18 protein-coding genes and 1 tRNA gene are annotated in these 19979 nt (G+C 40.9%); 5 read left to right on the top strand and 14 right to left on the bottom strand.

Going from position 1 to position 19979, the window contains the following annotated elements:
* Positions 1-12: 12 nt before the first annotated feature.
* A complete protein-coding gene (locus tag DF216_RS06245; RefSeq protein ID WP_129326294.1) occupies positions 13-1260 on the bottom strand; it encodes a PIN-like domain-containing protein in 1248 nt (415 codons plus the stop codon).
* A 516-nt stretch (positions 1261-1776) separates the two neighbouring features.
* Between DF216_RS06245 and DF216_RS06235 the strand changes: the two genes are divergently transcribed.
* Complete coding sequence (locus DF216_RS06235; RefSeq protein WP_129326293.1) at positions 1777-2010, top strand: hypothetical protein; 234 nt, start codon at positions 1777-1779, stop codon at positions 2008-2010.
* Between the two features lie 334 nt (positions 2011-2344).
* On the opposite strand, the gene DF216_RS06230 is transcribed toward DF216_RS06235, so the two are convergent.
* The 10 genes from DF216_RS06230 to DF216_RS06185 all read right to left on the bottom strand — a co-directional run bounded on the left by DF216_RS06230 (position 2345) and on the right by DF216_RS06185 (position 12721).
* On the bottom strand, positions 2345-3226 hold the full coding sequence (locus tag DF216_RS06230; protein WP_016466093.1) for a class II fructose-bisphosphate aldolase: 882 nt from the start codon (positions 3224-3226) through the stop codon (positions 2345-2347).
* A 139-nt stretch (positions 3227-3365) separates the two neighbouring features.
* Positions 3366-4694: a sensor histidine kinase VncS gene (gene vncS / locus DF216_RS06225; RefSeq protein WP_129326292.1), complete on the bottom strand. Its 1329-nt coding sequence runs from the start codon at positions 4692-4694 to the stop codon at positions 3366-3368.
* Positions 4691-5347 (bottom strand): response regulator transcription factor VncR, encoded by a 657-nt coding sequence (vncR, locus tag DF216_RS06220; protein WP_129326291.1) that lies wholly within the window; start codon positions 5345-5347, stop codon positions 4691-4693. Before vncR ends, vncS begins: the two co-directional genes overlap by 4 nt.
* Positions 5348-5474: 127 nt before the next feature.
* Entirely contained in the window at positions 5475-6854 is a 1380-nt protein-coding gene (vex3, locus tag DF216_RS06215) for an ABC transporter permease subunit Vex3 (RefSeq protein ID WP_129326290.1), read from the bottom strand.
* A gap of 285 nt (positions 6855-7139) precedes the next feature.
* On the bottom strand, positions 7140-7772 hold the full coding sequence (gene vex2 / locus DF216_RS06210; RefSeq protein WP_129326289.1) for an ABC transporter ATP-binding subunit Vex2: 633 nt from the start codon (positions 7770-7772) through the stop codon (positions 7140-7142).
* Between the two features lie 12 nt (positions 7773-7784).
* A complete protein-coding gene (locus DF216_RS06205; protein ID WP_129326288.1) occupies positions 7785-9062 on the bottom strand; it encodes an ABC transporter permease in 1278 nt (425 codons plus the stop codon).
* A 269-nt stretch (positions 9063-9331) separates the two neighbouring features.
* Positions 9332-9417 (bottom strand) — tRNA-Leu (locus DF216_RS06200).
* Positions 9418-9497: 80 nt separating this feature from the next.
* The gene (locus DF216_RS06195) at positions 9498-10073 is read right to left on the bottom strand and encodes a cysteine hydrolase family protein (protein WP_129326287.1); all 576 of its coding nucleotides are present in this window, start codon (positions 10071-10073) and stop codon (positions 9498-9500) included.
* Positions 10073-10861: a GTP-sensing pleiotropic transcriptional regulator CodY gene (codY, locus tag DF216_RS06190; RefSeq protein WP_061453377.1), complete on the bottom strand. Its 789-nt coding sequence runs from the start codon at positions 10859-10861 to the stop codon at positions 10073-10075. Before codY ends, DF216_RS06195 begins: the two co-directional genes overlap by 1 nt.
* Positions 10862-11143: 282 nt before the next feature.
* The gene (locus tag DF216_RS06185) at positions 11144-12721 is read right to left on the bottom strand and encodes a DEAD/DEAH box helicase (RefSeq protein ID WP_129326286.1); all 1578 of its coding nucleotides are present in this window, start codon (positions 12719-12721) and stop codon (positions 11144-11146) included.
* Positions 12722-13061: 340 nt separating this feature from the next.
* On the opposite strand from DF216_RS06185, the gene DF216_RS06180 reads away from it, so the two are divergent.
* From DF216_RS06180 to DF216_RS06165, 4 genes are all read left to right on the top strand, one after another.
* Positions 13062-14378, top strand: a complete 1317-nt coding sequence (locus DF216_RS06180) for an FAD-containing oxidoreductase (protein ID WP_129326285.1) — start codon at positions 13062-13064, stop codon at positions 14376-14378.
* Between the two features lie 99 nt (positions 14379-14477).
* On the top strand, positions 14478-15821 hold the full coding sequence (gene murT, locus DF216_RS06175) for a lipid II isoglutaminyl synthase subunit MurT (protein ID WP_129326284.1): 1344 nt from the start codon (positions 14478-14480) through the stop codon (positions 15819-15821).
* Positions 15821-16603 carry a lipid II isoglutaminyl synthase subunit GatD gene (gene gatD / locus DF216_RS06170; RefSeq protein ID WP_049549950.1) on the top strand — a complete coding sequence of 261 codons (783 nt, stop codon included), beginning with the start codon at positions 15821-15823 and terminating at the stop codon, positions 16601-16603. The genes murT and gatD overlap by 1 nt, the downstream gene beginning before the upstream one ends.
* A gap of 280 nt (positions 16604-16883) precedes the next feature.
* Positions 16884-17966 (top strand): M24 family metallopeptidase, encoded by a 1083-nt coding sequence (locus tag DF216_RS06165; protein WP_129326283.1) that lies wholly within the window; start codon positions 16884-16886, stop codon positions 17964-17966.
* Positions 17967-18008: 42 nt separating this feature from the next.
* Here the strand turns inward: DF216_RS06165 and DF216_RS06160 are convergent, their stop codons facing one another.
* The 3 genes from DF216_RS06160 to truA are packed head-to-tail and all read right to left on the bottom strand — an operon-like array spanning position 18009 to position 19960.
* Positions 18009-18470 carry an ECF transporter S component gene (locus DF216_RS06160; protein ID WP_084971565.1) on the bottom strand — a complete coding sequence of 154 codons (462 nt, stop codon included), beginning with the start codon at positions 18468-18470 and terminating at the stop codon, positions 18009-18011.
* On the bottom strand, positions 18448-19221 hold the full coding sequence (locus DF216_RS06155; protein WP_084971563.1) for a bifunctional hydroxymethylpyrimidine kinase/phosphomethylpyrimidine kinase: 774 nt from the start codon (positions 19219-19221) through the stop codon (positions 18448-18450). Before DF216_RS06155 ends, DF216_RS06160 begins: the two co-directional genes overlap by 23 nt.
* Positions 19211-19960, bottom strand: coding sequence for a tRNA pseudouridine(38-40) synthase TruA (gene truA / locus DF216_RS06150; RefSeq protein WP_129326282.1), 750 nt, complete (start codon positions 19958-19960; stop codon positions 19211-19213). The genes DF216_RS06155 and truA overlap by 11 nt, the downstream gene beginning before the upstream one ends.
* Positions 19961-19979 lie beyond the last annotated feature (19 nt).

Below are 19979 nucleotides of genomic sequence, written 5' to 3'. Positions count from 1 at the left end.
CACATTTCAAAATTAGTCATACATATCATCTTCTATCATATCATCTTCTATTTCACCCCAAGTATTAATTTCTGTCTCTAGATTACTTGTATCAAGTATATCAATTTTAAGATCCCTGGTTTTAACACATTGGTTTTTGACTTCAAAATTCCGAATTATAGATATTACTACCTCCCCGTTATAAGTTTTATAGTTCGCAGGCGAAGTTACAACCGCTTTAGTGTCATCATCTCGACCCCAATAGTCGTAGAAAACCTTTTCAGCTTCTATCTGCGCAGTTATATTATAAGTTGCATATTCATCGGTAGTAAGGCCAAAGTCAATTTCTATATACAGCAAGTCAACATTATACCATTCTAACTCCTCATCTACACCTTCGATATCGTCAAGCAAATAGTTTTCTATTAAAGTATCTAATTCTGACTTGTGGGTTAATTCTTCTAAAAATTCATATTTCTCATCAGCTAAGAATAATTCAGTAATATTTTCTTGAGAAATATTATTCTCCACCGCAACTAAACTGTAGAATTCATTGACAGAGTAAACAACTAGCTCCTGAGATGTCTCTTTTTTAAAAAGATCTGTCATTTTTTCTTCTTGAAAGTTACCTTTCACATCCGACGTAACAAACAGAATCCCTTTATTCAATTCTTTTGATAAACTTTTCAACTCTTCTATAATAAAGTAGTCATTAAATTTTGAGATTCCTTTTTTATTTTTATCCGGAAATAGATTCTCTTTAGAGGACTTTTCAACATCATACGACACTTTTTCCATGACACTTCTATGTAGAGGAGGGGATATTCTTTTATTTAATACTAAATCAGCAATAAACTCTTTAACAAAGTTTGTATTAGTAACTGATGACAGAGATGGTTCAACCAAAACTGAAAATTCAACTATATCCAATAATCTTTTGATTTCATCTCTTTCTTTCTCTAATTTATATTCAATTTCATACAGATTTTCTTTATTACTGAGGTTTCTCTCATACTTTTTAAGCCGATTTATTGCTATTAAGTCTTTTTGGTAATTATTGTCTAACTGCTGTAAAAAAAATAGTTTTTGTTTCTCAAAAGAGGGAGGGGAATAAGGTTTGTTTTTCAAATGAGACAATTCGTGAAAGATGGTATCCGTTATATAAATACTACCTTTTTTCGCTTCCAAACACTTTACAACAAAATTGTAATAATCTGGAGAGGCTTCAAAAATATCAGATACAACATTAGTATCTAAAACTATTATTAAATCATCGAACATACTACTAGTCCTTTCAAAACTGTATGTAAACATTATAACATACTTTAAAGAATATACTTCATTTTTGCCACTATAATGGAAACTCGTTGTTTCGATCTTGTAATACTACCTTGATAAAATTGAAAGAAAGAAGATTTTTATCATGAAGAAATTTATAAGTGCTACTCTCTTAGCTTTAACAACAATAATCTTAATTGCTTGTCCTAGTCAGAACAAACAATCTCTAGATAGTGACTGTTATTGAATCTCTAGTGAGGGAAATGAATTGGCTTTTACTATCAAAGATGGTAAGGGTACTATTGAACGGGGAGAAGCAAATACTTTTAAAGTAGATAAAGTAAACAGCACATTTGAACTATCGGGAAATGATATCTATAACTCAAGAGTGAACTACGTGTTCAAAATGATACGATTTCTACTAATTTAACTAGTACTGAACGAACCTATTATAAAAAGTGTAGTAAAGCATACAATAAAGCTTTTAAAAAATGGATATAGCTAAAAGGAGATAAAATAATGAATAACTTAGATGAACTATACAAAAACCTCTATGATTTCGTCAAGAATTTCGAAATCTTGATTCAAAAGAATGTCTTTCATAACCAATATATCAATGAAATAAAGGTATTTGGGAATGAAATTATTTCTCTTTGTAAATCGAAAAAATTCAATGTCACAGTATCAGACCTAATGAATCTAAAATTGTTTAATGAACTACTCAATAAAGTAGAAAACCAAGCAAAGGCCTAACTGGTCAGCCATGTTGAATCTTTCTTTTAGGAAATCAGTGAACCAACAAAAAGTGAACTACTATAAAAACCAAAGAGTCTGGAACAAAAGTCTAACCTTAAATATAAAAAGCGAACAAAACGAGTTATCTCACACTCAGAATTCTGTCTTGTTCGCTTTTTTGTCTAATCTATCGATTTTTAAAATTTATAATAAAGAATTCCTAAAATCAAAATCTTTTTGTCCCAGACTCTTTGACAAAATAAGTCCTTTTCGGGGAAAATCAGGGGCAAAAGAACAAAAAAAGCTTATCCAAATTGGATAAGCCCTGTTATATCAAACTTTTACAAACTTCTTAAGCTTTACCTTCTGAACCGAATACGTCGATACGTTCTTCAACTGATGCTTGGATAGCTTTTACACCGTCAGCCAAGAATTTACGTGGGTCGAAGAGTTTTTTCTTGTCGTATTCTGCTTCGTTTGCTTCGTAGTCACGAGCAAATTTACGAGTTGCGTTAGCGAATGCGATTTGGCATTCAGTGTTAACGTTAACTTTCGCAACACCAAGTTTGATAGCTGCTTGGATTTGGTCATCAGGAATACCTGAACCACCGTGCAATACGATTGGGAATCCTGGAAGAGCTTCTGTCAATTTTTGCAAGTGGTCAAGGTCAAGACCTTCCCAGTTTGCTGGGTAAGGACCGTGGATGTTACCGATACCAGCTGCCAAGAAGTCAATACCAGTTGCAACCATTGCTTTAGCGTCTTCGATTGGAGCCAATTCACCTTTACCGATGATACCGTCTTCTTCACCACCGATAGTACCAACTTCAGCTTCTACTGAGATACCTTTAGCGTGTGCTTTTTCAACAACGTCTTTAGCCAATTTAAGGTTTTCTTCAACTGGAAGGTGTGAACCGTCAAACATGATTGAAGTGTAACCAACTTCGATACACTCAAGTGCATCTTCGTAGTGACCGTGGTCAAGGTGGATAGCTACTGGTACAGTGATACCCATTGACTCAACAAGGTTAGCGATCAAGTTGCGAGCAACTTTATAACCACCCATGTATTTAGCAGCACCCATTGAAGTTTGGATCAAAACTGGAGCTTTTTTAGCTTCTGCTGCACGCAAGATAGCTTGAGTCCACTCAAGGTTGTTTGTGTTAAATCCACCAACTGCATAACCGTTGTCACGAGCTGCTTGGACAAATTTTTCTGCTGAAACGATTGCCATTTGTCAGGCCTCCTATATATTTTTTGGGACATCCCATTTACATTGTTCATTTTATCACTTTTTGATAAAAAAAGCTAGTTTTTCCCATACTTTAGATTGAATTTCTTCCAACTTAACCAATGTAAACCCTTTCTTTTTCCTAGTCTTGGGCGACTTTAGGATAACGCATGAAGAAGGTCAAACGATCATCTTGCATCTCAAAATGATAAGGTAATTTCTCGTGTTCTAATAAACTTTTGACCACAAAGATCCCCATTCCCGAACCCTTGGCCTTGCGACTAGCATTGCCAGAAAAAGACTGGGCCAGTTTTTCTTGTTCTTCAGGACTACAGCTATTCTCGATAAAGAGTTCCCCTTCTCTTTCTCCAATGCGAACCAAGCCACTTGGAATCGAGTGCTTAATGGCATTACTGATGAGATTAGACAGGATCAATTTCATCACAGATGGATTTATGTATGCCTGCTGATGGGTCAAGCTATTCTCTATCCGAAGCTCTCTTTCCTTAGCGAGTAGAGCATAATCCTCAACCAAGGCTTGCGTCATCTGGAGTAGGTCAATCTCTTCTTTCTCCTCTCGCAATTCCTGCACAGAAGAAAGAGAAAGTATCTGGAGAACATGGTGATTGAGCTCATCCACAATTCCCAAGGCAACTCCCAGATAGTGGTCTCTATCCTTATAACGACCGATATTTTCTTTCATATTTTCGATTAGGATTTTCAAACTAGCCAGTGGTGTTTTCAATTCATGAGAGGCTCCTCGTAAGAACTCAACCTTCATCTTCTCAAGTTGGAGAATAGCTTCATTTTTTTCATGTAAGTCCGCAATGACAGTCAACAGGTGCTGGTAGAGGCTATTGATTTGTTCCTTGAGATCACCAATCTCATCCTTGGAATCCACGCGCAATCGCACTTGAGCATCCAGTTCCATCATTCTACGGGTCACCCGCTTGATTTCCAAAATCGGAGCAACAATAGTCCGAGCATAGATATAGGCCACCAAGAGGGAAATCAGAAAGGATGCCAGCAAGGTATAGGGAAGAAATTGGAGACTAATCTGCTCTGCTTCCTTTTGCAAGTCCATGGACGCTAGAAACTGGAGAGTCATAGTTCCACCATCTTGCGTCTTTACCTCGCGTTCTTCAATGAAGAGTGAAGTTGTCTGACGAGCTGTATCTAGTGGAAAATTATCCTTAACCTCTAACTTGTCCTCAGTCATCTCACCCTTAACAGACCCCTTGATATCACTAGTCTGGGAATACAAGTCTAACACTTGCTCGATACTCTGCCTATCCTTTCCCTCTAGGGACCGGGCAATGGCTGTCGCTTTCTGACCGATGGTTTCCTGACGATGACTCAGATAAGTCGAGGGAAAGAGAAAATAAATGGCTAAATGAAGATAAATAACCAGAACACTAAAAATCGAGAAGGTATAGATAAATATCTTTGTAAATAAACCTGTTCGTTTCATTTTCGCTCCAATTTATAACCAACATTACGCACAGTGAGGATGCAATCCAAGTCTAGCTTTTTCCGCAGTTCCTTGATATAAACATCGATGACACGGTCAAAGGGAACCTCATCTGTCACCTTCCAGACGGCATCAATTATCTGAGACCGGGTCAAGGCCCGTCCTTCATTTTTTACCAGATAGTCCAGAATTTCCAACTCTTTAGCATTAATGGCCACTTCTTGACCTGCTAGGCTTGCACTGTAGCTCTCAAAATCCACCTTGGTATCCTTATAGGAGAAGATTCGCCCCGTATCGTAGTAGCGCTTAAAAATTGCATCCACCCTCACTTTTAAGAGAGACAGGGAGAAGGGTTTTTCCAGATAGCCATCAGCTAGCGAAGCAAAGGCACTCATCTTGTATTCTTCATCCTGAAAGGCGGTTAGCATCAGGACAGGAACCTGACTGCTCTTACGAATCTCAGCTAGGACTTCTAAACCATTGAGCTTGGGCATCTGGATATCCAGTAAAACTAGTGCTACTTCATAGCTGGAAAATTGTTCTAGGGCTTCTTCGCCGTCCGCAGCCTGAATGGTCTCATAACCACAATCTGTCAAATAGTCACTGATCCCCTCGCGGATCATCTCTTCATCTTCTACAATTAAAATTTTCATAGAAAAATCTTTCACATTCCTTTAAATTTCTTGTAAATCTTTCTGTTTCATCTCAATATGAAGATGAAATAGATAAAAATGCTACCTATATTATACCCCATTTAGGGGAGAATAGGTAGCAAGTTTTTTATTCGCTATCCAGCAAGAGCTCTTTGGGTTGTTTTCTAAGGAGATTGCTTGAAGCAAGCGCCATAACGAGAACCACTAGAACCAAGGCAAGAACAAAGACGATGATAAAGTCTGATGTCTGAATGGAAATGTCTAGGCTCGACAAGGTCTTGCTAAAGCCATCTACTTCTGCACCACCACCAAGGTTAGAGGCTTGAGCTGCCTTGCTGGCTTGCTTGGCAACACCTGAAGTGACATTGGCAAGGACGGTGTTTCCGATTGCACGAGCTGTATAGTTAGCTAGGAAGTAAGCAGAAATGAGAGCAGGGATGGCAATCAAGATCGATTCGGTGATGAATTGACCCAAGATACTTGCCTGCTTGAGACCGATAGAGAGGAGAATTCCCACTTCCTTGCGACGGGCGTTGATCCAAAGACTGAGTAAGAGGGCAAGGAGAAGGACTGAGAAACTCAAGCTACCCCAGAAGAGGAGATTAGCCATCTTGTACATACCAGAGATGGATTGCTCAAGAGCTGGGTAGTTAGAGGAGCTCTTCACAAGTGTGTAGCTCTTCCAGTTGATACCGCTGATGCCATTCAACTCTTTCATGACATCATCCAAGTTCTTGTCTGCTGTTACAAAGAAGGTTGCGTCCCCATAAATGGCTGTGTCTTCTGTGTATCCATAAAGTTTTGCAGCAGTGTGAATGTCTGTGATAGCTGTGTTTTCATAGAGTTCTTGTGAATAGGTTACTGCCGACTTATTGTGACCATCAAAGAGTCCCTTGATTGTCACTTCAACTGTTTCCTTGGCTCCTTTTTCATTGTCTGCATCGTAGATATTGGAGTCTAGTTTGACCTTATCTCCGACTTTCCAGCCATGTTTGGCTGCCAAGTCCTTGTGCATGAGGATCTTGTCTTTGTCGTCGTTGGTTAGGTGCTCACCTTCAACCAGCTTATATGAGCCAGAGACAAATTTATCTTCTTTAGAGGAGTCATTGACACCTGTAAGCATCAAGCTGCTTCCAAACCGTTTAGCACGGTCAGCAGTGAGATTTTTCTTGGTTTCTGGCGTTTCAATCAAGTCGTATCCAGTCAAATCTCCGATAGCGTTGATGCGTTTAACATAAGACTCGATGGCCTTGTTTTCGGTAATTTTTTTGATATCCTCACCCTTGATATTCCCAGCACCTCGAGGCGTTCCTTGATTGACGCGACGATTGATTTGCATGGAGAAGCTGTTGGTGATATTTTTAAAGGTCTCCTGAGAAGCCTTGGCAGTAGCTCCCTTGATCGACAAGCCGACCAAACTCAAGCTCGCCATGAGGAGAATAATCAGGAAGATAACAATTGATTTGAAAAACTTCCTTGTAACATAGGCAAATGCGTTGTGTAACATAGGTTCCCTTTCTAGATGTTGTTCTATTTCAATGTCTTATAACTTATATAAAATAATTTTTTACTATTTCCCTTAGATTGTGCGGACGGGAGCAACTTCCTATAGGAATTTCATCCCTAATTTTTGAGCCATATGTCTCAAAAATTCCGGCCTAGATAATAACTTTGTTATTATCTAGGCTATCACTACTACGGGAAATAGTTGTTAATGACTCACTTCGGTTATTATTACTATACACGTATCTGATTACCAACTAATACTATTTTAAAGTTTAATAACTAGATTCTATATTTCAGTCAGTTTCTTGTCCTTCAACTCAAGTGTAATATCTGACGCTTGTGCCACTTCTTTACTGTGGGTGACAACGATTACACATTTACCTGTTTTCTCAGCAAGTGACTTGAGCAGTTCGATAATATCTCCGGCAGTTTTAGGGTCCAGATTTCCTGTTGGCTCATCAGCTAGAATAACTGGAGCTTCTGAGACCAAACTGCGAGCAATGGCAACACGTTGCTGTTGACCACCTGATAACTGGAGAACATTCCGCTTGATCTGACTTTCATCCAGACCAAGTTCAAGAAGTGTATCCTTGTTTGCTTTTTTGTTGACCAAGCGGATATTTTCCAGTGGAGAAAGGTAATCAATCAAATTATAATTTTGAAAGACCAGAGAAATATGGTGCATGCGATGATAAGAATATCCCTTATTCCGAATGTCCTCTCCTTGGAAAAGGATAGAACCTTCAACAGGACTATCTAGACCCGCAAGCAGGGACAAGAGAGTGGATTTTCCTGCTCCTGACTCACCAATGATACTATAAAACTTTCCGGGTTCAAAATTATACTTGATCTGATATAAAACTGCCTCAGCAGTGTTCTTATAACGGTAGGTAACATCTTGTAATTGTAATAAAGTCATGATTTCTCCTTCTTAACTAATAGATGATAAAATTTCCTTAGGCGATTTTCTAAATAAGAATACGAAACAAAGGGCTACTGATAAGCAACCAATCAGGAGCAGAAAAACATAGGATTCTGCAAAGGATAGGAGACTGGTTGATAGACCGCTTGCTTTGGCCAGCGTGTCCTGTAAGCTTGCCTGATCTCCACTGGCTAGTACAGTTTGGAGTAGATAGGATGTAATGGCATTTCCAGCGATAAAGGATGGAAGCAAAGCTCCAAGAGATACCAACATTACCTCTAAACAGAACTGTAGAAAGATCGAGCTCTTGCCTTTTCCAAGTGCCAGTAAAATTCCCACTTCGTAGACCCGTTCTCTCAACCAGAGAGACAAGACCAAAATCAAGGCTCCAGCTCCAGCTATCATAATCCCATAAAGGAAGATGGTTAGGAAGGTTTGGAAGGTTGCAACTGAGTCTTTAATCTGTTCAAAGGCCTTGTTTTCCTTCTCAACTTGGTATCCTTGATTTTCCAAGGCCAAGTTTTCCACCTGCTTCATGAGTTCGTCCATTTCCTTAGGATTTTCTACATAGAAGCGGGCTGCACTGACTTGCGGTTCACTATTTCCCAGAAGAGTTTGGCTACTTTCATAGTCTGTAAAGACTTGGTTTTCACTGAAGTCAGAAGACAAGCCTGTGAATTTCTCTTGTTTTTTACCAGAAAAGATGCCGACAATCTCAAACTCTACTGTTTGCCCTTTTCCAGATTCTGACTGTCCAGCATCTAAGCGAATCTTGTCATGAAGCGAAAGATTGTTCTTCTTAGCCAACTCTTCGTGGATCAGGATTTTCTTAGCATCCCCTTTTTGAAGGTGTCGGCCCTCTTTTAGGTTGAAAGCCGAACTGGTAAAGGTGACATCCTTGGATGAATCCTCAAGAGCCGTTAAACTAACCAAGTTCTTGTCCGCAGCTGACAAATCATCGCGTTCTACGCTCTGCTCACCACTCACTGCTTCCTTGTCTTTCAGTTTTGCGACCGTCTCGAGTTCAGGAGAGACATTTTCCAGTCCCTTAATCTTGCTAACGGATGCTAGGTCCGATAACTTGAAGGTCTGTCCATTTTCTATCTTCTTAATAGAAAAAGAGGTATTGAGAGATTTGTAAAGATTGGTTTCCACTGTTTTGTTGGACTTCATCAGCGTCAAACAAGCTGAAATTCCGGCCAATAGGACCAATAAAATCAGAAATAAAATAAAACTTCTCAGTCGTTTTCTGCTGACATAAGCCCAAGCTCTTTGGATTGGATTCATTTGTCACCTCCATATTTGTAAGACTATTATAAAATCCAAATATGAAATGTTTATGAAATCGAAAAAAATTTTTGATTTATTTGTTGAAAAAATGAAGAAAGCTAGCAAGAGCTAACTTTCCTCATATTAGAACACGTTTTACCAATCAAAAATCGACTCCATTCTATAATTGATAGTTCTTGATGCCGATAGCTTTCGATATCCAAAATGCTTTCTCTAGTCTTCTTTAGAAAAACAAAAAGAGCTAGCCAAAGCTAACTCTTACCCTATGCGGAGAGAGGGACTTGAACCCTCACGACCTAAAGCGGTCACAGGATCCTTAGTCCTGCGCGTCTGCCAATTCCGCCATCCCCGCGTCGATTACTTTACTAGTATATCAACTTTCAAAATCTTTGTCAACACTTTTTTCAGATTTTTTTCATTTTTCCAAGGGAATCATTCTTTAATTTCATCAAGATTTTCATCCAATAATTTGGCTCCCAGAGTGTTCTTAAAATGCCCAAGAGCAAACTGATGATTTTCTGGCCAGATAGAAGCAACCGCAGGTTTGACAACCTCGATTTTATAACCTAGATTATAGGCATCAATAGCAGTATGAAGAACACAAATATCCGTCAAAACACCAGTTAAGATGACGGTATCGACCCGACGTTCTCGCAAGCGAATATCGAGGTCCGTTCCTGAAAATGCTGAATAGTGACGCTTGTCCATCCAAAAGACGCGACTATCGTCCTTATTTTCCGCATAGAAATCAGCTAGGGGGCCATAGAGGTTACGGCCACTAGTCCCAATGATGTTGTGCGGTGGAAAGAGTTTACTCTCAGGATGAAAATCATCCCCTTCCTCATGAGCATCAATGGTGAAGAAAACATAGTCTCCACAATCAAAAGCCAGTCTGGTCACCTGATTGATTGCCTCTGATATTGCTTGAGCAGGTGCTCCAGCAGTTAGCTTTCCGTTGTCTGCTACGAAATCCTCTGTATAGTCAATCGAGATTAAAGCCTTTGCCATTAGTAGTCCCTCTTTTTCACTTCCTCAAAAATATCACCAATTAGAACTTTGAGATAAGTCCCCTTCATTCCGAGCGAGCGACTCTCAATAATTCCTGCCGACTCTAGCTTACGGAGAGCATTGACGATTACTGAGCGCGTGATTCCGATACGGTCAGCAATGACAGATGCAGTCAATTGTCCTTCATTCCCATCCAACTCAGCTAAAATAGCTGATACGGCACGAAGTTCTGAATAGGAGAGAGTATTGACCGCCATGGTAACAGCCGTACGACGGCGAATATTTTTTTCATCTTCTTCACGTTGGAAGTTCAAGAGTTGAATCCCTACCACCGTGCTCGCAATCTCAACGAGAATCAAATCCTCATCTTCAAATTTCTTATCATTACGCCAAATAATCAAGGAACCTAGGCGAATCCCTGATACATGAATGGGAGCAATGGTTGTCAAACCATCTGGAAAGTCCGCACGGCTCTCAACAGGGAAAATGGTCAAATCATGTTCAACAGGAAGATTGGCTTCCGTGTCATAGATCATGTTTGCCCCTTGTACATAGTCATCTGGAAACGTCTTGGTTTGGAAAAACTGCTCTACGCGATCGGTATTGGTTTTATAGCGCATAAAATAGCCCAAAAGTCGTCCCTTGCTATTGACAATACAGGCATTGCAATCAATAATGTCTGCTAGTTGACGTGTAATGGCATTGTATGGAAGTTCATCCTGCATTTGCTCTTCAGAGCGTTTCAAAATTGATGTAATTTTTCTTGTCTTTTCTAATAAATGTGCCATTTTTCACCTCGCATTTAATCGCTACCATTATAACATAAAGAACCTAAAATTTCAATAATTATCTGAAAATTGCTTATTGAATTGCAATTTTTAAAAGCAAAAATATTTTAGAAAAAATCATTATTTTTCATTGACAAGACTTCATTTTTTTGATATTATAACATTATAAGAAGATGAATTAAGGATCCCTTCCCATCTCACCTTTCCTTTACTATTATCCATCTTCTTTTCCCCTTGGTCTCCTTATATATAAAAGCGATTCACATTGTGAATCGCTTTTTCCTATTTATCTCCCTTGTTACGAATAACAAAGCCTGTTTTCTTTTCGCTTGAAGTGTTGCGAGGTTTTTTATTGTCTTTATTTCGGTAACGTCTGTCTTTATCAAAACGATCGTTCTCACGACTACCTTTCTTGAACTCATCACGACGACCATTGCCACGGCGATCACGGTCTCGACGATCCTCCCCACGACGGCCTCCACGACCTCCCTTAGCTTTTCCACCGAAGCCATTACCTGATGGTTTAAATGGTAGTGGTTTTTCACGTGCAATCTCAACTTCCGGAAGACTGTCAGGATCTTGGACAGTCAGACTCAAGATATACATAGCCAATTCTTCAGGACTAAATTCAGCAGCCAACTTACGAGCATCTTTAGCAAACTTCTCAAAGTTGGAACGAACGCTTTCATCTGCGAAATCACGTTCGATTTTCTTGAGAGCCACTTGCTTTTTAGCTTGGAAGGCTTCGTCTGCTGTCGCTGGTTTGAGACCTTTCATGCGTTTCTTAGTCAAGTTTTCAATAATTTGAAGGTAACCCATTTCATTTGGAGAAACAAAGGTAATAGATTGACCTGACTTACCAGCACGACCTGTACGACCGATACGGTGAACATAACTTTCAGGATCTTGTGGAATATCGTAATTGTAGACATGGGTCACACCTGAAATATCCAAGCCACGCGCTGCTACGTCTGTCGCAACCAAAACATCGAGATTCCCATTTTTAAAATCACGTAGGACACGAAGACGTTTGTTTTGGTCCAAATCACCATGAATGCCTTCTGCACGGAAGCCACGGATTTTAAGTCCACGAGTCAATTCATCCACACGGCGTTTGGTACGACCAAACACGATAGCGAGTTCTGGTTGTTCCACATCCATGAGACGGGTCATGGTGTCGAATTTTTCTTGTTCTTTGACACGAATATAGTATTGGTCCACCAGTTCTGTTGTCAATTCCTTAGCAGCAATCTTCACATGCTCAGGTTCTTTCATAAACTGAACACCGATACGTTTGATAGCATCTGGCATGGTTGCTGAAAAGAGTAAGGTTTGACGACTTTCAGGAACACGAGAGATAATAGCTTCGATATCTTCAAGAAAGCCCATGTTGAGCATTTCGTCCGCTTCGTCAAGGATAAGCGTTTCAATATCGTGCAATTTCAAAGCCTTACGTTTGATCAAGTCCAAGAGACGGCCTGGTGTTCCTACCACGATATGGGCACCCGATTTAAGGGCTTTGATTTGTTTTTCAATGCTTGAACCACCGTAAACTGAGCGAACTTTCACTCCCTTGCTACGGCCAAATCGGAAGAGTTCTTCTTGGCTTTGAACAGCGAGTTCACGGGTTGGAGCGATGACCAAGGCTTGGATGGTCGCTTCTTCTGTACGGATTTTTTCAAGGGTTGGCAAGCCAAAGGCTGCAGTTTTCCCTGTACCAGTCTGAGCTTGACCGATAACGTCTTTTCCTTCGAGAGCCAAGGGAATGGTCTGTTCTTGGATGGGACTGGCTTCTACAAATCCAGCTTTTTCAATCTCTGCTAGCAATTCAGCAGACAAGTTAAATTCATTAAATTTCACGTTATTCTTCTTTCTAAAGGTGGTGCGAAGCCACCCTATAGGGCTTTAGTTTATACTTTTCTTTTCATGACGTATCTTCAACAAAAACGAGATACCGTGTTGCTTCTTTTCCACGAAAGAAAAGTACGAGTTTCTTTGCAACTTATCTAGTATAACACAAGAGCGGGGCAAAAGATAGTAGAATCTTTAAGGAAAATCATGTAAACGATTTTTCTATTTTTTGAACTTGATTCCCGAAAGCTTTCGTTAGACTATTTTAGTCCAATATTTTTTCCCGTAGCAGATTTGTGCAAAAGTTTTTTTCTTGTGCTAGAATTAAATCAAATAGGAGGATTTAAAAATGTTAACATACGATTTAATTGTCATTGGATTTGGTAAAGCCGGTAAGACTTTGGCTGCTAAGATGAATGCGGCTGGAAAAAAAGTTGCTGTCATCGAGCGCAGTAAAGCGATGTATGGTGGTACTTGCATTAATATTGCTTGTATCCCAACCAAGACTATGATTGTAGCGGCTGAAAAGGGCTGGTCATTTGACGATACCATGAAAGAGCGTGGTGCGGTGACTGGTCGTCTTAACGCTAAAAATTATAAAATGTTGGCCGATAATGGCGTTGATGTCATTGATGCAGAGGCACATTTCGTGTCAAATAAGGTGATCGAGATCCAGGCTGGTGACGAAAAACAAGAAATGACTGCTGAAACAATTGTCATCAACACTGGCGCTGTTTCAAACGTCTTGCCAATTCCTGGACTTGCTACAAGTAAAAATGTCTTTGACTCAACAGGTATCCAAAACTTGGACAAATTGCCTGAAAAACTTGGAGTCCTTGGTGGTGGAAACATCGGTCTTGAATTTGCTGGACTCTACAACAAACTTGGTAGCAAAGTCACAGTCCTAGATGCCTTGGATACATTCCTTCCTCGTGCAGAACCTTCCATCGCAGCTCTTGCTAAACAATACATGGAAGAAGACGGTATTGAATTGCTTCAAAACATCCATACTACTGAAATCAAAAACGACGGTGATCAAGTCCTCGTCGTAACTGAAAAGGAAACTTACCGTTTCGATGCCCTTCTCTACGCAACTGGACGTAAACCGAATGTAGAACCACTTCAACTTGAAAATACAGATATTGAACTAACTGAGCGTGGTGCTATCAAGGTCGACAAACATTGTCAAACAAACGTTCCTGGTGTCTTTGCAGTTGGGGACGTCAACGGTGGACCTCAATTTACTTACATTTCACTTGATGACTTCCGTGTTGTTTACAGCTACCTTGCTGGAGATGGCAGCTACACACTCGAAGACCGGCTCAATGTACCAAACACCATGTTCATCACACCAGCTCTTTCTCAAGTTGGCTTGACGGAAAGTCAAGCAGCTGATTTGAAACTTCCATACGCCGTTAAGGAAATCCCTGTTGCTGCGATGCCTCGTGGTCATGTAAATGGCGACCTTCGCGGTGCTTTCAAAGCTGTTGTTAATACTGAAACCAAAGAAATTCTTGGTGCAACTATCTTCTCAGAAGGTTCTCAAGAAATTATCAACATCATCACTGTTGCTATGGACAACAAAATTCCTTACACTTACTTCACAAAACAGATCTTCACTCACCCAACCTTGGCTGAGAACTTGAATGACTTGTTTGCTATCTAAGTTGAGACTGATTTGTTAACCAACAGCCCTCTTTGGGCTGTTTTTGTTTCTGCGAAATCTCAAATCTGTCTTTTCCCTCTTTTATGATATAATAGAAACATGAAATTAAAAACTACTTTGGGCCTTCTTGCTGGGCGTTCATCTCACTTCATCTTGAGCCGTCTTGGCCGTGGAAGTACGCTCCCAGGGAAACTTGCCCTTCAATTTGATAAAGATATTTTACAACATCTAGCGAAGAACTACGAGATCGTCGTGGTCACTGGAACCAACGGAAAAACCCTGACAACTGCCCTCACTGTCGGCATTTTAAAAGAAGTTTATGGTCAGGTTCTGACCAATCCTAGTGGCGCCAATATGATCACAGGGATTACGACAACCTTCTTGACGGCCAAATCCTCTAAAACTGGGAAAAACATTGCCGTTCTAGAAATTGACGAGGCCAGTCTATCTCGTATCTGTGATTACATCCATCCTAGCCTTTTTGTCATCACTAATATTTTCCGTGACCAGATGGACCGCTATGGTGAGATTTATACGACTTATAAGATGATTTTGGATGCCATTCGTAAGGTGCCTACGGCTACTGTTCTCCTCAATGGCGACAGTCCGCTTTTCTACAAGCCAGCTATTCCAAATCCTGTACAGTATTTCGGTTTTGACTTGGAAAAAGGACCAGCCCAACTAGCTCACTACAATACCGAAGGAATCCTCTGTCCTGACTGCCAAGGTATCCTCAAATACGAGAACAATACCTATGCCAACTTGGGTGCCTATATCTGTGAAAATTGTGGCTGCAAACGTCCTGAATTGGACTACCGTCTGACAGACTTGGTTGAGTTGACCAACAATCGCTCTCGTTTTGTCATTGACGGCCAAGAATACGGCATCCAAATCGGTGGGCTTTACAATATCTACAATGCGCTAGCTGCGGTTGCCATCGCCCGTTTCCTCGGGGCTGATTCACAACTCATCAAGCAAGGATTTGACAAGAGCCGTGCTGTCTTTGGTCGTCAGGAAACCTTCCATATCGGCGACAAGGAATGTACTCTCGTCTTGATTAAGAATCCAGTCGGTGCAACTCAAGCCATCGAGATGATTAAACTAGCTCCTTATCCATTTAGCCTATCTGTCCTCCTCAATGCCAACTATGCAGACGGAATTGACACTAGCTGGATCTGGGATGCAGACTTTGAACAAATCACTGACATGGACATTCCTGAAATCAACGCTGGTGGTGTTCGTCATTCTGAAATCGCTCGCCGTCTTCGGGTGACCGGCTACCCAGCTGATAAAATCACTGAGACAAGCAATCTGGAGCAAGTTCTCAAAACCATTGAGAACCAAGACTGCAAGCATGCCTATATCCTAGCTACCTATACTGCTATGCTTGAATTCCGCGAACTACTGGCTAGTCGTCAGATTGTTAGAAAGGAGATGAACTAATGGTTTATACTTCACTTTCCTCAAAAGCTGGCAACTACCCTTATCAGCTTAACATCGCCCACCTCTATGGAAACCTCATGAATACCTACGGGGACAATGGAAATATCCTCATGCTCAAGTATGTGGCTGAGAAACTCGGAGCTCATGTAACAGTTGACATCGTTTCTCTCCATGATGACTTTGATGAAAACCACTACGATATCGCCTTTTTCGGTGGGGGTCAAGACTTTGAACAAAGTATTATCGCTGGCGATCTTCCTGCTAAAAAAGAGAGCATTGACAACTACATCCAAAACGATGGTGTTGTTCTAGCCATCTGCGGTGGTTTTCAACTATTGGGACAATATTATGTTGAAGCTTCAGGCAAGCGCATCGAAGGTCTAGGGGTCATGGGCCACTATACCCTCAACCAGACCAATAACCGCTTTATCGGTGATATCAAGATTCACAATGAAGAATTCGATGAAACCTACTATGGATTTGAGAATCACCAGGGTCGTACCTTCCTCTCAGATGACCAAAAACCACTCGGTCAAGTTGTTTACGGAAATGGGAACAACGAAGAAAAGGTCGGTGAAGGGGTTCATTACAAGAATGTCTTTGGTTCCTACTTCCACGGACCTATCCTCTCTCGTAATGCCAATCTAGCTTATCGCCTAGTCACTACTGCTCTCAAGAAAAAATACGGTCAGGACATCCAACTCCCTGCCTATGAAGATATTCTCAGCCAAGAAATCGCTGAAGAATACAGCGACGTCAAAAGCAAAGCTGACTTTTCATAAATTAATACTCAATGAAAATCAAAGAGCAAACTAGGAAGCTAGCCGCAGGTTGCTCAAAGTAACGCTTTGAGGTTGTAGATAAGACTGACGAAGTCAGTTACATATATCTACGGTAAGGCGACGCTGACGTGGTTTGAAGAGATTTTCGAAGAGTATAAGAAAAACTATATCAAAGAACTCCCCTATCTTGTCGGAGTTCTTTTTGCCTGTTCTTTTACCCTTCTCCCTTGCATTTTCTCTCATTTTTTGCCAAAATAGAGGGGTAGAAAGAAGGTAGCATATGTCTAAATTACAACAAATCCTAACATATCTTGAATCAGAAAAACTAGACGTCGCTGTCGTATCTGACCCCGTCACAATCAATTACCTCACTGGCTTTTACAGTGATCCCCATGAACGCCAAATGTTCCTTTTTGTCCTAGCGGATCAAGAACCGCTTCTCTTTGTCCCAGCCCTTGAGGTTGAACGTGCAAGCAGCACCGTTTCCTTCCCAGTTGTAGGCTATGTGGACTCTGAAAATCCATGGCAAAAGATGAAACATGCTCTTCCACAACTTGACTTCAAACGTGTCGCTGTTGAGTTTGATAATCTTATCTTGACAAAATACCATGGTTTGAAAACAGTTTTTGAAACTGCTGAGTTTGAAAACCTCACTCCTCGTATCCAACGCATGCGCCTCATCAAATCAGCTGATGAAGTCCAAAAAATGATGGTTGCAGGTCTCTATGCTGATAAAGCTGTAAAAGTTGGTTTTGACAATATTTCTCTTAATAAAACCGAGACAGATATCATTGCCCAAATCGACTTCGCCTTAAAGCGTGAAGGCTATGAAATGAGTTTTGATACCATGGTCTTGACTGGCGATAATGCTGCAAATCCACACGGAATTCCTGGGGCAAACAAGGTCGAAAAAGACGCCCTTCTCCTCTTTGACTTGGGTGTTATGGTCAATGGCTATGCATCAGATATGACTCGTACAGTCGCTGTCGGCAAACCAGACCAATTCAAGAAAGATATTTACAACTTGACCCTTGAAGCACAACAAGCTGCTCTTGACTTTATCAAACCTGGTGTGACTGCTCATGAAGTAGACCGTGCTGCCCGTGAAGTCATCGAAAAAGCTGGTTACGGTGAGTACTTCAACCACCGTCTCGGTCACGGTATCGGTATGGATGTCCACGAATTCCCATCTATCATGGAAGGAAACGACATGGTCATCGAAGAAGGCATGTGCTTCTCTGTTGAACCAGGTATCTATATCCCTGGAAAAGTTGGTGTTCGCATCGAAGATTGCGGTGTTGTCACTAAGGATGGATTTGACCTCTTTACCAGCACCAACAAAGATTTGCTTTATTTTTATTAAACTTATAGACAATCAAAAAGTCAGCTATTTGAGCTGACTTTTTTATTTTATCTTTTTAATACTTTGATAGAGAAGAAATCCTGCAAACATTCCAACAAAATTCTGCAATAAATTGTGAGGAACATCTGCCAGAGCTATACCCCATCCCTTCATCCAAGCAGTAGCGAAGGCATAACCAGCTACCATGACGATAGTAGCCAAGACAAGGCCTAACCATTGCCATTTGCCTTTAAAACCTGCAAAATAGCCCTGTGAACCATGGAAAATCAAGCTGAAGATCATCCAGTGAGGATAACCTGAAATAAGGTCAATGATAAAACCTCCTAGACCTCCAACGATGGCTCCTTCACGGCGCCCAAAATAAAAGGCGGTAAAGAAAATTCCAGCATCCAAAAAAGTGAGGATTCCAGTAGCTGTTGGGATTTTCACCACATAACCTAAAGCTACGGATAGGGCTGTTAAGATAGATACTAGGGCGATTTTAGTTGTTTTTGTTTGCTTCATATTGTCTTACTCCATATTGATCTGCTTGTGCAATAGCACGGTAAACGAAAGCTTTAGAACTTTCCACTGCTGCTAATAGTTCATCCCCTTTTACCAAGTGACTGGCAATGCTTGAGGCAAAGGTACAACCTGCACCAGCATTTTGCTCCTGGACAACGGAATTTTCTAGGATCGTAAAATTTTGTCCATCATAAAAGACATCTACTGCCTTATCCTGACTGAGACGATTGCCTCCCTTGATAATGACTGCTGGCGCTCCCAAGTCATGCAATTTCTGCGCTGCTGTCTTCATATCTTCCAAGGTTTTAATCTCTTGATCTGCTAGCAATTCTGCTTCTGGGAGATTAGGCGTGATCACACTGACATGAGGGAAAAAGCGAATCAACTCTTGACAGAGTTGGCTGACTGCCACATCATGCGTCTCCTTGCAGACCAAAACGGGGTCCAATACCACAGGCACTCTCGGACGTTGCTTGATAAAGTCCAGTGTCTTCTCAGCCACACTGACAGTAGGGAGAAGACCAATCTTGATCCCTGCAAAGTCCACGTCACGCAAACTATCCAACTCATGTTGAAAAATAGTATCGTCCGTCGGAAAGACTTCAAATCCCTTTTCTGTCAAGGCTGTCAAGCAAGTCACCGCTACAAAACCATGCAAACCATTCAAGGTATAGGTTGCCAAATCAGCTGACAAACCACCACCACTAAAAATATCATTTCCAGAAAGTGCTAAAATACGATTATTCTTCATAACGAATCTCCTTCAAATACAAGCCATTCGGTGCTGCAGTGGGACCAGCAAGTTGCCTGTCCTTTTTCTCCAAGATGAGGTCAATCTGCTCAACTGGCATGCGGTTGTTGCCGATTTTGAGAAGAGTCCCCACCATATTGCGAATCTGTTTGTAAAGAAAACCATTTCCAGAAAAGGTAAAGGTCAAAAACTGGCCTGTATCATCCACCCTAAGACTCGCTTCTGTGATGGTGCGAACCTTATCCTCCACACTAGTCCCAGAGGCTGTAAAACCAGTGAAATCATGGGTTCCTTCTAGCCTTTTGATTGCCGTCTGCATCCGTTCCACATCGAGCGGATAAGGAAAGTGAGTGGCATAGTGACGGCGCATAGGATTTTTGGGACGTCCTCTATCCACGATAAACTCATAGGTCTTGCTATGCTTGGCGTAACGACAGTGAAAATCATCCGCCACAAGCTCCATCGAGATTACATCGATATCTTCCGGAGATTGGGTATCCAGAGCAAAACGGAGTTTTTCCTCATCCATCTGATAGGGCAGGTCAAAATGAATGACCTGTCCCAGAGCATGAACCCCACTATCTGTCCTACCCGCACCGTGAACAGTGTTTGCCTGTCCTTTATTGAGTCTCGTTAAGGTTTTTTCTATTTCTTCCTGAACACTACGCGCATGAGGCTGGCGCTGAAAACCAGCAAAGGCATAACCATCATAGGAAATGATTGCTTTATATCTTGTCATAGCTTCTATTTTATCAAGA

Origin of the sequence: Streptococcus oralis, assembly GCF_004127215.1 — a bacterium.
Taxonomy (GTDB): Bacteria; Bacillota; Bacilli; order Lactobacillales; family Streptococcaceae; genus Streptococcus; species Streptococcus oralis_BD.
Note: the sequence above shows the minus strand (reverse complement) of the source record. Positions and strands in the feature narration are given on the sequence as shown.

Excerpts from the sequence above, each read along its gene's own strand:
- DF216_RS06245 (WP_129326294.1), bottom strand. The coding sequence starts at position 1,260 with ATGTTCGATGATTTAATAATAGTTTTAGATACTAATGTTGTATCTGAT.
- DF216_RS06235 (WP_129326293.1), top strand. The coding sequence starts at position 1,777 with ATGAATAACTTAGATGAACTATACAAAAACCTCTATGATTTCGTCAAG.
- DF216_RS06230 (WP_016466093.1), bottom strand. The coding sequence starts at position 3,226 with ATGGCAATCGTTTCAGCAGAAAAATTTGTCCAAGCAGCTCGTGACAAC.
- vncS (WP_129326292.1), bottom strand. The coding sequence starts at position 4,694 with ATGAAACGAACAGGTTTATTTACAAAGATATTTATCTATACCTTCTCG.
- vncR (WP_129326291.1), bottom strand. The coding sequence starts at position 5,347 with ATGAAAATTTTAATTGTAGAAGATGAAGAGATGATCCGCGAGGGGATC.
- vex3 (WP_129326290.1), bottom strand. The coding sequence starts at position 6,854 with ATGTTACACAACGCATTTGCCTATGTTACAAGGAAGTTTTTCAAATCA.
- vex2 (WP_129326289.1), bottom strand. The coding sequence starts at position 7,772 with ATGACTTTATTACAATTACAAGATGTTACCTACCGTTATAAGAACACT.
- DF216_RS06205 (WP_129326288.1), bottom strand. The coding sequence starts at position 9,062 with ATGAATCCAATCCAAAGAGCTTGGGCTTATGTCAGCAGAAAACGACTG.
- DF216_RS06195 (WP_129326287.1), bottom strand. The coding sequence starts at position 10,073 with ATGGCAAAGGCTTTAATCTCGATTGACTATACAGAGGATTTCGTAGCA.
- codY (WP_061453377.1), bottom strand. The coding sequence starts at position 10,861 with ATGGCACATTTATTAGAAAAGACAAGAAAAATTACATCAATTTTGAAA.
- DF216_RS06180 (WP_129326285.1), top strand. The coding sequence starts at position 13,062 with ATGTTAACATACGATTTAATTGTCATTGGATTTGGTAAAGCCGGTAAG.
- murT (WP_129326284.1), top strand. The coding sequence starts at position 14,478 with ATGAAATTAAAAACTACTTTGGGCCTTCTTGCTGGGCGTTCATCTCAC.
- gatD (WP_049549950.1), top strand. The coding sequence starts at position 15,821 with ATGGTTTATACTTCACTTTCCTCAAAAGCTGGCAACTACCCTTATCAG.
- DF216_RS06165 (WP_129326283.1), top strand. The coding sequence starts at position 16,884 with ATGTCTAAATTACAACAAATCCTAACATATCTTGAATCAGAAAAACTA.
- DF216_RS06160 (WP_084971565.1), bottom strand. The coding sequence starts at position 18,470 with ATGAAGCAAACAAAAACAACTAAAATCGCCCTAGTATCTATCTTAACA.
- DF216_RS06155 (WP_084971563.1), bottom strand. The coding sequence starts at position 19,221 with ATGAAGAATAATCGTATTTTAGCACTTTCTGGAAATGATATTTTTAGT.
- truA (WP_129326282.1), bottom strand. The coding sequence starts at position 19,960 with ATGACAAGATATAAAGCAATCATTTCCTATGATGGTTATGCCTTTGCT.